A 12,022-nucleotide genomic window follows, 5' to 3' on the forward strand; every position below is an offset into this window, starting at 1 on the left:
CCTAAAAAATAACCGAGGAACTAACTCTTCCTGGCAGTGCCGTTGATGGTGGGCGTTTTTGCCTTGAAAGTTCGGTAAGGTATCGCCTGCCATAGCCGAACTTATAAAGATTTCCTTCTTCTATATGAAGGATGTGACTGTCCTGGTTCCCGAAAGGGATAGGGGGGCAAACAATAATTGTTGTGATTACGGAGCGTTTGATACCAGACCTTGGCTCCGCTGAGTTTGTCGCTATTTGCGAGGCTGATGATACGGATACCTCGGCGATTATACGCCATATTTCTATCACAGCTCACCCTTGCTACGCCGAAAAACTACCTTTCGGTGTAGCAGGGGGGGGCATCGAGCCGTTTGCCTAACTTAAACCGCCATATTAAAACATATCTATGTGATGCATATACTCAGCGGTTGCATACATAAACACTCGGAAGGCGAGATGGTCGGGGAGGCAAAAAATAGTACATATTATGAATATATCAGAGTGAATTGCATATAACATAAAATCAATAAATCAGGGGTGTTCTTCAACACAGTTTACAAGGTATGACTATCAACAGTAAATGCAAATTTATCGAGGTACTGAATATTCGTCATGATAGTGATCATAACACTGTCGTGGCGAGTATCGATCTCAACACTGGAAACCCTTTACAAATTGCAATTTGCAATTTATAATATGTCCAAGTGTGGTTTAGGGGGATAACTAAATGAACCGTTTTATATTTATGTTAACAAAATCCTATAATCATCATCATAGTTAGGCGTTTGTATTACGGAATTTTTTTCCGTAGGTACAAACGCTTATTGGCGTTATACCTACGGACTTGAAGTATAAGAGTCATGTAGGTATTTTTTATCCTACATGGCTCTTTTTGTTTATTAAAAAATGGAGGTAGAATGAGATGCAGAATCAAAATATTGTATTCAAATTTCCAGAACAGAATGGACTACTTACAGAGCGTTTCAAAACACACAAAACGCTATTCAACAGAGATGTACTTAATGGGGTTCTATCAATTTTTGATGAGGTGGCCAATAAGGGCGATGAAGGAATCAGAAGTTTTACAATGAAGTATGATGAGGTTGACTTGGATGGACTGATTCTTTCAAATGATTATGTTGAAGGATGCATAACTTCGCTGTCGCCATCATTACGTTCAGCTATAGAGCAAGCAATTAATAATGTTCAAGAGGCTAATTTAGCTATGTTACCGAAAACGTGGGAAAAGCAAATTAGACCTGGAACAGTAATCGGTGAAAATGTAGTTCCCTTAGATTCGGTAGGTATATGGATACCAGCAAGGAAAGGACCGTTAATTTCTACTGCAATAATGCTGGTTGTAGCGGCAAAAACAGCAGGTGTTAAGAAAATTGTTGTGGGGATGCCTCCATTAAAAAATGGACTTGGAGATCAAGGAACGGTAGCGGCGGCAAGGCTTGCGGGAGCGGATCAATTTGTGATCGGCAACGGAGTATCAATAATTGCTGGATTTGCACAGGGCACAAATTCCATTCAAGAAGTTGATGGGATTTATGGGCCAGGACCAGGTGGAATTGCGGCGGCAATGAGTGTAGCAATGACATATGGTAAAAAAAGTGTATTAGGCATCGGTCCAACCGAATGTGTAATTTTCGCAGACGAAACTGCCGATCCGTTAAAAATAGCTTATGATTTAATTAATGAAGGGGAGCATGGTCCCGATTCTTCTTCTATCCTTGTCACAACTTCTACAAACCTTGCTCATCAAGTAGAAACTCTTCTTTGGAAATGTATTGATGGGGTAGAAGAAAAACGAAGACAATACTTACAAAATGTCTTTGGTTCTAACGGTAAGGGTGCAATCGTTGTTGCATCAAACATTGACGAAGCTTTTGATTTTATTAATTGGTTTGCACCAGAACATTTGATGATTGTATGTGATAAAGAAACTGAGAATCGTGCTTTGACCAGTATAAACAATGCAGGTGAAATTCTTATCGGTGAATACACACCTTTTTCGGCGGCTAACTACGGGATAGGAATTACAGCAGTATTGCCGACTAATCATTTTGCAAGAGCCTTTTCTGGTGTGACATCTAAGGATATGGTAAAGTATTCAACAATCGGAAGACTGAGTAAGGATGCTTTACAGGAAATATATCCGATAATTAAAGAGATGGGGAATTACGAACAATTGCCTTGTCACGTAAAAGCGGCTGATATAAGGTTGCTTGAATAGGTGAATACAGCCACATCGTATTAGGTTATTCTACCGTCAGCACTCATCCCATGTGGAGTCGATCATATTGATGGTTCGAAAATGAGATGTGACAGTATCGCTCAAATGTAATGTTGATGAAGGTGTAAATAGCAATCAAAGTTCACCCAAAGCCTAAATAGTCCGCCTAAAGCATAAAAGGTTGCCTAAGAGCCGCGAGAAATCAGGTATTCACTCCTGGGATCCCGCGGCTTTTTTTCTCTGCATTATTTGGGACAGAAACACCGAACTCCTTGATAAATCAGGCTTTTCTCCGAATTTTCCTCCGATTATCTTTAGCCCTATCCCCAGTCTAATCCTGTGTTTACCCCTGCTCTTAGGTCAACTTTAATTGCTTTTTTGACCCCGATTTTGCCCGTCATAGCTCCTGTTTTTCTTCTGTTCTTATGCAAACTTTAATTGCTCGGAGGGATAGGACTTAGGGATTAGGAAAGGCCGGGAATTCTTGTGGCTGTAAAGCGGAGAGGCGATTGGGGAAGGTGACATGTGTTGCTAGGGAGTGCAGAGAAACTTCAACGAATTGTCATCAACGGACGAAATATCTGGATTGTCAACATAATAAGGAACTCAGGAGTGTATCAACACTACTAGGCTCAGAATAAAGGAATACAGTTGATTAGCAAACACTTAAAGTGTTTGTTAGAATTTAATTATAGTGTTAATCAAAGGTGAGGGTTATGTTATGCCAAAAAATGATAATATGCTAACCATTCTATGGATGTTGAATTCGGGAGAGAAATTGACTGCGAAGCAAATATCGGAAAAGTTGGAGATAAATATAAGAACAGTTTATCGGTATATGGATGCATTATGTGCCAGTGGCGTCCCTATCATATCCGACACCGGGCACAATGGCGGGTATAGCTTGCTGCACAATTTTATCAAATCTCCTCTGTTATTTAGTATGGATGAAAAAAAGACATTGCTTCATGCTGCCCTATTTGCAAAAGAAGCCGGGTATCCTTTGAGTGAGGCATTAGAGAATGCAACATCCAAGTTGAAAATGTATTCGAATCAGGAGCAGGAAAGGTTACTAAGCCATCATTTAGCCGGAATTGAAGTAATAAACCGCAGGGGATACCCCGCTGTACAGCCGGTATTGCAGGAATTGGAGCACGCTGTAGCAAATGAATGGTCTGTAGAAATTTCTTATCGTAACAGTCATGAAGAGCAGTCCCCCAATAGGGTAATAGACCCCTATGGCGTGGTTAATTGGAACAATAAGTGGTACACCATTGCATTCTGCCACCTGCGGAATGAGATCCGCAGCTTTCGGGTAGAACGAATTCTGAGCATCACACGCACGGCATTCTCATTTAGGCGTCCCAATGAATTTTCAGCGCGTACTTTTTTTATGAATAATCTGTTACCAGATGTAGCAGGTAAATCCGGATACATTTCTTTAATTATTAGTGGCAAGGCAGAGGCGTTGGATGATCTATGCATACATTGGTTTTTGGAGCATCATTTGCAGGAGCGGACATCGACGCAAGCCATTTTTTTACTTGAGGAAGAAGCACTGTATACACATGTTCCGTTAATCATTCTTCCTTACGGGAAATCCATTCGAGTTATAGAGCCACAGAATCTAAAGAATAAACTTGTGGCGGTTGCTTCAGAGTTAATGGAATATTATCAAGTTTAACAGCTTCACTGACAGCAGTTGTCAGTGAGGTTGTTTTATTATAAGGATAACCACTCATTACAGATGAATGGTTGCTGTTACCTAATAAACTTGATGAGGAGCACTTAGAAATGAATAATACCGTATATCTTTATGTGTTTGATACCATGTCCGATTGGGAAATAGGTTATTTAGCCGCCGAACTGAACTCTGGAAGATACTTCAGACAGGGGCTGGCTCCTGCCAAAATAGTCACCGTTGGGATAGAAAAGACTCCAGTAACTACAATGGGCGGATTGAAAATAATGCCTGACATCAAAGTGGATGAGTGCAGCATTAAAAGCGTAGATGCACTGATTTTACCTGGTGGAAATACATGGACAGAAGCTGTTCACGTACCCATATTAAAAATGGCCGAGATGTGTTTAAAGGAAGGGATAGTCGTTGGAGCAATTTGCGGCGCTACCTTAGGACTTGCTCAAGCAGGATTGTTGGATTCACATTGGCACACAAGCAATGACTTGGCCTACCTTAAAATGGTTTGCCCTTCTTACACGGGAGAAGAATATTACAACATGGAATCGGCTGTCACCGATGAGAGATTGATCACTGCATCCGGAGTAGCTCCATTAGAATTTTCTGTTCATGTTTTAAAAGCGCTAGATGTATTTTCTCCCAAAACATTAGACGCTTGGTATCGTCTTAATAAAACTCATGAACCTAAATACTTCTACGAGCTAATGAGCTCAATCCAATGACAGTATAGGGATACAAGGCATGTGGAGTGCTGTTCACTATTAGTTTGGAACGGAAATAACGAATGAGAAGCTAATATGGGATTGCCCTCTCTTAAGTGAGAGGGTATTTTTTTGTCTTCACAAGGGAGTGGGAGTTTATTATAGGACACTCGGGGGGTGGTTTACAGCTTAATGAACGTCTCTGTTATTAATATCTACTCAGCAATCAGACGTAAAAAAAATAACGATACGAAAAGAAAAATGCCAACATATGGTACAATGGGTTTAGGTCATTGTTCTGAAGAAAGTTGTTTGGGGGTTAAATAGATGGAACGAGAAAATGCATTATGGAAGTCGTTGATAATAAACGGTTCTATCGTTATGTTTTGGAGACAAAGCATACTAGAAAAGTATGTTGATAATATAAAAGAAGAAGGATTTGACGTCTATATCTTTGATTGTGAATCATGGGATAAGAACAGGTGTCTTTTGGAATTAGGTAATACTCTTGACTTCCCAGATTACTACGGAAAAAACCTAGATTCATTTAATGATTGCTTATCCGATATTACCCTTAGCAATGAAGGCTTCGTATTAGTTTTCAAGAACTTCGACAAATTCAATGAACTAGATAAAGACACTGCGTACCGCGTACTAGACATTATCCAAAATAATTCTTGGAGATTACTTGTAGAAAATCAAAAAAAGTTGATGGCGTTTTTACATTCTGACGACCCTCAATTACATATACAGCCTGTGGGCGCACTGCCTGTACTTTGGAATAATGAAGAATGGTTTAATAAGAATAGAGGTCTATAAGGACTGGAATAAGACGAAGACTTTATAATAGGGTGATGAAATGATAAAAAAATATACATGTCCTTGCTGTGGTTACATTATTGGATGTACGTAAGATCATTTTTGAAGAGGAGTAATGTCGTGAACATAGGACTCAATCAAAATGATATTGATTTTTCTGTCTTCAAAGGGCAGAAAGTTGAAGAGGTTCTCCCCATTGGACAAGAACTAGTTAATATTAAGTTCAGCAATGGCAGTTTAAACATTGAGTGTTCTTGGAGATTAAGAAATGCTTGTTCGATACTGGTTGGATATTCTGAACGTAATGAAGATGCTCCTTCAAGTAAATTGAAGAATCATATACAGAGTAAAATTATTTCTGGGGTTTTTCATTACTTACCAACAGAAGATTTGACGGTAGAATTTGAAAATGATGTGTACTTGGACTTGTTTGCAGATTCATCTGTATTTGAGCAATATCAGTTATATATGGGAGATAACCTTTTCCTAATAGGTAAGTAGTAGCTAAGATTAAGAGAGGATGTTTTCATGACAGACAAATAGTAAGCCACCCAAAGTATATTCATTGCATACAGCTGGGCTTCACAGGTATATGAGGAGTCATAGAAGATATGGGTCACTTCCGTCAGGCCGCCGAGCTTCTTTTGGGTATCTGCTTCATCGGGCAGGTCAACGGGAATATACCGTACTTTATCGTACGACTCCGCTCCACGTCTCGATACTCCGATGATGTCCCAATCCGGAAGCTGCGTTAAGTATTCAACCAAACTGCATCCTATGACACCGCTAGCACCAATGACAAGCTTTGATGAATAAGCATGGGTACTCCTTCCTTTCGTTACTACCTTTCGTTACTGCACTTCATCATTGTGCAACATCCGATAGAAAGTAATCGTACGCACTTTGAGGTGATATAGATACTTGAAAATAACGATAAATATCGAGCGGTAAAGTTTCACGCCCCCGAACTTTAGATAAGTCGGGGGCGTTCTTATGTCCAGCAATATGAAGTTAGGCGAGGCTCCCATAAGCCTATGTAATTCAGAAAATATAGAAGATGAGACCTTTGCCCTCGGCTGCGGTTTGGCTGTAGAAACGCCGGATTTCGTTAAAATGCTGCAGTATGAATGCAAAGAACGCATCCTCATCCTCGTCCGAAACAGCGCCAGGCTCAAGAGGATACACCTCGTCCTTGACCATAGTCGGGAAATCATACCGCAAACGGAGCTGCGCTTCATCCAGTTCAGACATAGCCTGAAGCGCTTCTGCAACTTGCTCTGCGCGCAAGGAAAACGCCCCGAATGAGCCAAAATCGATGCCTTTGTCTGAGGTCAACGGAACAACATAGCCAAGAGGGGGCTCTCCATCGGCAATATCTCCGCAAAGCAAGTAGTGAATCGCTTCCCACGATCTATCAATGTCCAGTCCGGGATAATCGTCTATTTTCAAACTCTTCAATGCAATGTCGCCTGCCGCGATTTGTTGCACCAGTTTGTCGTCCATCGCAAAGTAATATCCGTACATTCCCATGTTGTCAGCCTCCTTTTCATTTTTAGTAGTGACTATAATGCACTGCCCGATCTAACTGTAACATCCTGGAATTGTGTGTTTCAAGGAACATTGGACATAGGTACATTGCAGGAGTAACGGCTTCCGGGCATCTATGCGGCGGGTTCCATATTTGCTTGTATAACGTCCGCCCAATTTGTATTATGCATCATTTCGGAAGAATCCCCATGAAATGCCTTCATGGCTTCCTGATCATCAAGCAGCCGATATCTCATCCAAGCCGTCAAGTAACCCCTATGATTGCCGCCATTACCTTCAATCGCCGTATGAGCTGCCCCTTTTGCCATCCCCATCATAACAGGCGTGCTTGCGTTAGTACTATGCAAGGCTAATTGATTCGTCGATACCGGTGAGATTAGAAAATCTCGTGTACCGCCCATAATGAGGAAAGGAACGGTAATACGCGCCGTATCGTACACATCTTCCGGATCGCAATGCTTCAAATCGGGGAGAGCGATGGATACAACCGTCTTAATCAACGATCCGCTTTTATAGTTGGTATGAGCATTAATGACCCCAGTTGACCCTTGGGAATGCCCGGCTACGCCAATATGTTCCATTTGTATTTTTTGATAAAACAAGCTGTTCGTTAGCTGGTTTTCATTTTTCAAATAATCGATAGCCTCCACAATTTCTTTGCCTGTTCCTGTTGTCGTGCTATAGGAATCGATTACAATAAATCCCCAGCTGGCAAGATGAGTTAAGAGCCCATCATAACGATCTGGTGTGGCGCCTGTTCCATTCCCCCAAGAAATAACAGGATAGGTTTCGTCTCCTTGAAATGCCGGGTAGTATATTCTAAATAAAGCCTCTCCGATCGTACTCTTAACTTCTTCTACCTTTACATGATAGCTTCCTTGCTGTGCATACCGCTGCTCAATGCTTCCTTCTGCAAGTTCCGGTACATTCGAATGAATGATTATTCGCATGAAAATTATAATTGGAACTGCAACGATAAGGGCTAAAGCTGATAACCATAAAATCCACTTTCGTTTTTTCAAAACCGACATATATGTGACACCTCTACGATAGTCCATAGGTTTCTCTATCGTTTCCTCTGTTAAAATATGAATCTAAAGGGATATACGTGAAAAATGTAATTAATGTTTCACTTAAACAAGATGATAGATTGAAAAGATAAGAAAAAAAGGGGTTCCAGACATTAAGTTTTTCTCTCGGCTGTTAGGCCGGAGCACTAATGTTGGAAACCCTTACTTTTTATTGTTTGCGGTAACCTATCAACTACCCTGAAGGTTCAAGAATTTTAGTATCCTATCCGCTTGGTTGATAATTAGGTGGCCCGTATCAGGCAGCAGCTCGATCTTAGCTTGTGGTGCAAATTGTTTAAGTCGATTAATACTCTTGCTAGCAGGTATTAATTGATCGGAATCGCCAAAAAGCATGTAAATCGGCATCGTTAATTGATACAGTGACTGATTACTAAATAGCGGCATTTTTGCAGTTCGTGGTTTGAAATATTTGAATGTAAGCGATGCGAATGTAAGATCTTCTCCCAATCCGGATAACGATGTCGAAGAAATATTACCAGCCCCCACCAATTTAAGTGTTTGCAGCTGACCCCATTTTCCAAGAAGCGAGAAAAAAATTGCTTTCCCCGTACCAAGTGAAAGAATTCGATACGCTTCCATGCAGAAGGATCAGCGGGGGATTGTCCTTTGATCCTGATTCAATGACAAAAGTCGCTCCGAATCTTGTCTCAACTTCGTATTGGCGGTTTTCCACCGGCCAGCTGGCAAGTATTTTTCGATACTGTCCTAAAACTTCCCGTTTGCCTACTTCCGACTTATATATATTTCCCATCAACTCTCGCCTTTCTTGCTATTCCAGAAGCCATTTTTCGGCCTCCTCTTTACTTTCATATAATCTAAAATGATTGCCTTGGTTCGTTTCCACGGCCATTTCTTTAAATCTGCCTTTTTGAATGATCTCCTGAGGAACAATCGTAGCAGCTTTTATACCATAGTTTATAAATTTTTGAATAATATTACCGGCTACTTTGGTTTTAAGCTTGAAGAAGTCTTCCGATAAGCTTGCATAGTGTATCATAAGCGCATTTGTCTCATGTTCCCAGCATAAAGCTATTACATCAAGTGCATCATTTTCTGTAGTTAAAGGTTCAGTAGTAGAAATCAGTTCAATATATTTTTTATTCTCTACTTCTCTAATTTGATAGTTCATTTTGTCTTTTTCCTCCATAACCTCATTTTCAAACAACTTCTGGCGGGTTTCACGGACCCAATTAAGTTCATTGTTATAGGTTGAAATAATGTTTTCTGAAATCATTTCCCATATTAAGCTTTCCCTAGCGCTTCTATTAGGCGAATGAAGAGCACGTCTGTATTTCTCCTTCTGCATTAACAATTGCAGTTTGATTTCATTTTCATATTTCGAGAGCGCCTTACTTAATTCTTGGTTACTTAACATATCCGACCATGCAAGCTGTACCAAAAATGTTTTTTTTATTTCTGGAGCTTCCGGTGACGACACAAGCCACTTTTTTAGTTCATTAAGCCCTTCTTCCGTTATGGTATATATCTTTTTCGAAGGAGAGTTATCCTGATGGACCACTTCACTGGTAACAAAATTTTCATGTTCCATACTCATTAGAGCTTTGTAAATTTGATTATTATTACCGGACCAATACATGAAGGAGGAATCTTCAAAAATCTTTTTTAGTTCGTATCCTGTTGAGGACTTCCAACTCAGTATGCCCAATATTGCTAATTGAATTGACATCATTACACCTCATCACAAATAACATAGGTTAACAGTAACATATGTTATTGCGATCGTCAAACTAATTAACTTTATTTCACATGCCGGCAGCTTAAACATTGGTTTAAGGGCAGCCAAGCCCATTACGCTCCGACTTATCGCCTTTCTCTAATCACCGGCGTTTGCATGTGTGTGCTGTCGCCCTTCTTGATCTTCGCGGCTGCATTTGTTTGATTTTCAGGGTGTTATCCCCTTCTACTCGTGGTAACTTTATGCTGGAATGAAGGTCCGAACCGGTTTTGATACAAAGTTGTGTTAATGAAATGTCTTGTGAGATACTGGAATTAATATAAACATAAGTCACTCTAAGACAATATTTTTTTAGGATTGAGGTTGATGGATGATTACGGACACTGTATATGTACATGTTCGACACTGGTTATTTTGGTACGGAGTATATGGATTCTGCGACAAAAGTTGTAATGACGAAATTACATTATATTCGGATAAGGAAAGAATCAATTTTCTAGGGTATTTTGATTTACTGACTCAGCCCTGTCTAATATATTCACTAAATAACGAACTCGATAAAATTGAGGACAATGAATTTTGTAACGAAATTGAAGAATTCATTAGAGGTAACAAAGATATAGTTTATAGTTATATATATCCGAGAAATGAAGAGGATATTTCACATCAAGTTGTCCACTTTGCTCCCTTGAATGACAAAGGTCATAAACCTACCTACATCTATGTTTTTTCAAAGCTGTCAAAAGATTGGGATATGATGAGTATTGAGAGAATGGTAAAAATACTAGCCAACGATTTCTTGCACTTGGATATTGAAAAAGTGGTACTGTTAGATATACCGACATATGAAGAAACGAAAGTATCCTATGATCAGGATTATGAACTTTACCTATGAAACACCGGGCGAGGCAAAGGTAAAGTTATAAGATACTGGAGAATAATAACCACCTCTCTCTCGTCGACTAAATCTAGAGGTAAGCGAAAGGAATGATATAACCATGAAAGAACCATCCGAGCTGCTCATTGAAATGCTTGGTCATCCGTACAATCCCAAAAATGTTCAAGCTTTGCTGCAATCATTCGGCGTTAAGCGAATGCCGCCCCCTAACAGCTATTTCAACGACGATATCATCTGGTCTGTGAAATCATCGATACGCATCGATATTTATCGCGCACCCAAAATAAATGATCTAACCGGACTTCATTATACCGATCAAGATGGTTGGATCATTGGCGCCATACATTTTCTTGCGCCCGGGTCGGATGACAGAATTAAAGCTCCGTTTCCGGGAAATCTTCCCGAGGGAATCACGATGAGCTCAACGCCGGATGATTCGATAAAGGCATATGGCCAGCCTGAACTGGATGAAAAATGTAGTTGGCCTGGATTTTCCGGCCGGATTTTAGCATGGCGCAAGCCAGGTATAAATATCGCAATCGAGTACGAGGATAGTGAGATCGGGAGCGTGATGAGAAGCTGCACGGCCTGTTTAATCGGCTGCATAGGCGCATGGCGTAACGATAATCCGGAAGTTTTTGCTCCCTGATTACAGTAGACAGACTTCATTAGGAGGGTTTCACATCATGGAAAATACAAAAAAGCAATTGTCGCCGGAACAACGGGAAGGACTTCTCAAAGCGTTGAAGATTCGTTTTGAGAAAAACATGAACCGTCATACGGATCTCGAGTGGGCTGACGTACAAGTAAAGCTCGAAGCGCATACAGAAAAGCTGTGGCCGCTCCATGAAATGGAACTAACCGGCGGAGAGCCGGATGTTGTTGGTCGCGATACGATGACGGGCGAATTCATTTTTTATGATTGCTCAGCGGAAAGTCCTAAAGGCCGCAGAAGTATTTGTTACGACCATGAAGCGTTGGAGTCTAGGAAAGAACATAAACCGAAAGATAGCGCCATTCATATGGCGGCTGACATGGGCATTGAGCTCTTAACGGAAGAACAATATCGGGAGCTGCAGAAGCTTGGGAATTTCGATACGAAAACATCAAGCTGGTTGAAAACACCTGTTGAGATTAGGAAACTCGGCGGAGCCATTTTTGCTGATTACCGTTACGGAAATGTCTTCGTCTATCATAATGGTGCGGATTCTTACTACGCTGCCAGAGGGTTCCGCGGCTCGCTAAGGGTCTAGATACCGGTGGGAGCCGGTGCTATGGGTGTCGAATGAAACAGGCGGGAAGTATTGGGATAATCCAAAGTAAACGGCAAACAGCCCCTATCTTAATGGAA

General features: G+C 40.7%; 13 protein-coding genes. 8 read left to right on the forward strand and 5 right to left on the reverse strand.

Features of this window, described 5'->3' with window-relative positions; translation table 11 throughout:
* Positions 1-902 precede the first annotated feature (902 nt).
* The 5 genes from hisD to DQG23_RS11060 all read left to right on the forward strand — a co-directional run bounded on the left by hisD (position 903) and on the right by DQG23_RS11060 (position 5,939).
* On the forward strand, positions 903-2,219 hold the full coding sequence (gene hisD / locus DQG23_RS11040; RefSeq protein ID WP_113030897.1) for a histidinol dehydrogenase: 1,317 nt from the start codon (positions 903-905) through the stop codon (positions 2,217-2,219).
* 721 nt (positions 2,220-2,940) lie between these two features.
* A complete protein-coding gene (locus DQG23_RS11045; RefSeq protein WP_113030898.1) occupies positions 2,941-3,903 on the forward strand; it encodes a helix-turn-helix transcriptional regulator in 963 nt (320 codons plus the stop codon).
* Positions 3,904-4,013: 110 nt separating this feature from the next.
* Positions 4,014-4,640: a type 1 glutamine amidotransferase family protein gene (locus DQG23_RS11050; protein ID WP_113030899.1), complete on the forward strand. Its 627-nt coding sequence runs from the start codon at positions 4,014-4,016 to the stop codon at positions 4,638-4,640.
* Positions 4,641-4,946: 306 nt separating this feature from the next.
* Positions 4,947-5,438 (forward strand): barstar family protein, encoded by a 492-nt coding sequence (locus DQG23_RS11055; RefSeq protein ID WP_238177840.1) that lies wholly within the window; start codon positions 4,947-4,949, stop codon positions 5,436-5,438.
* A 120-nt stretch (positions 5,439-5,558) separates the two neighbouring features.
* A complete protein-coding gene (locus DQG23_RS11060; RefSeq protein WP_113030900.1) occupies positions 5,559-5,939 on the forward strand; it encodes a hypothetical protein in 381 nt (126 codons plus the stop codon).
* Here DQG23_RS11060 and DQG23_RS11065 read toward each other — a convergent pair.
* The 5 genes from DQG23_RS11065 to DQG23_RS11090 all read right to left on the reverse strand — a co-directional run bounded on the left by DQG23_RS11065 (position 5,897) and on the right by DQG23_RS11090 (position 9,764).
* Positions 5,897-6,205, reverse strand: a complete 309-nt coding sequence (locus tag DQG23_RS11065; protein ID WP_238177841.1) for a hypothetical protein — start codon at positions 6,203-6,205, stop codon at positions 5,897-5,899. The genes DQG23_RS11060 and DQG23_RS11065 overlap by 43 nt on opposite strands.
* 274 nt (positions 6,206-6,479) lie before the next feature.
* Entirely contained in the window at positions 6,480-6,968 is a 489-nt protein-coding gene (locus DQG23_RS11070) for a YfbM family protein (protein WP_113030902.1), read from the reverse strand.
* A 131-nt stretch (positions 6,969-7,099) separates the two neighbouring features.
* Complete coding sequence (locus tag DQG23_RS11075) at positions 7,100-8,017, reverse strand: poly(ethylene terephthalate) hydrolase family protein (protein ID WP_113030903.1); 918 nt, start codon at positions 8,015-8,017, stop codon at positions 7,100-7,102.
* A gap of 228 nt (positions 8,018-8,245) precedes the next feature.
* Positions 8,246-8,656 (reverse strand): alpha/beta fold hydrolase, encoded by a 411-nt coding sequence (locus DQG23_RS11080; protein ID WP_146762288.1) that lies wholly within the window; start codon positions 8,654-8,656, stop codon positions 8,246-8,248.
* Positions 8,657-8,846: 190 nt separating this feature from the next.
* A complete protein-coding gene (locus tag DQG23_RS11090; RefSeq protein ID WP_113030906.1) occupies positions 8,847-9,764 on the reverse strand; it encodes a PadR family transcriptional regulator in 918 nt (305 codons plus the stop codon).
* Positions 9,765-10,143: 379 nt separating this feature from the next.
* Here DQG23_RS11090 and DQG23_RS11095 point away from each other — a divergent pair, with 379 nt between their 5' ends.
* From DQG23_RS11095 to DQG23_RS11105, 3 genes are all read left to right on the forward strand, one after another.
* Entirely contained in the window at positions 10,144-10,668 is a 525-nt protein-coding gene (locus DQG23_RS11095) for a hypothetical protein (RefSeq protein ID WP_113030907.1), read from the forward strand.
* 103 nt (positions 10,669-10,771) lie between these two features.
* Positions 10,772-11,320, forward strand: coding sequence for a hypothetical protein (locus DQG23_RS11100; protein ID WP_113030908.1), 549 nt, complete (start codon positions 10,772-10,774; stop codon positions 11,318-11,320).
* A 37-nt stretch (positions 11,321-11,357) separates the two neighbouring features.
* Positions 11,358-11,924 (forward strand): DUF4256 domain-containing protein, encoded by a 567-nt coding sequence (locus DQG23_RS11105; RefSeq protein ID WP_113030909.1) that lies wholly within the window; start codon positions 11,358-11,360, stop codon positions 11,922-11,924.
* Positions 11,925-12,022 lie beyond the last annotated feature (98 nt).

The organism is Paenibacillus contaminans (assembly GCF_003285015.1).
Taxonomy (GTDB): domain Bacteria; phylum Bacillota; class Bacilli; order Paenibacillales; family NBRC-103111; genus Paenibacillus_V; species Paenibacillus_V contaminans.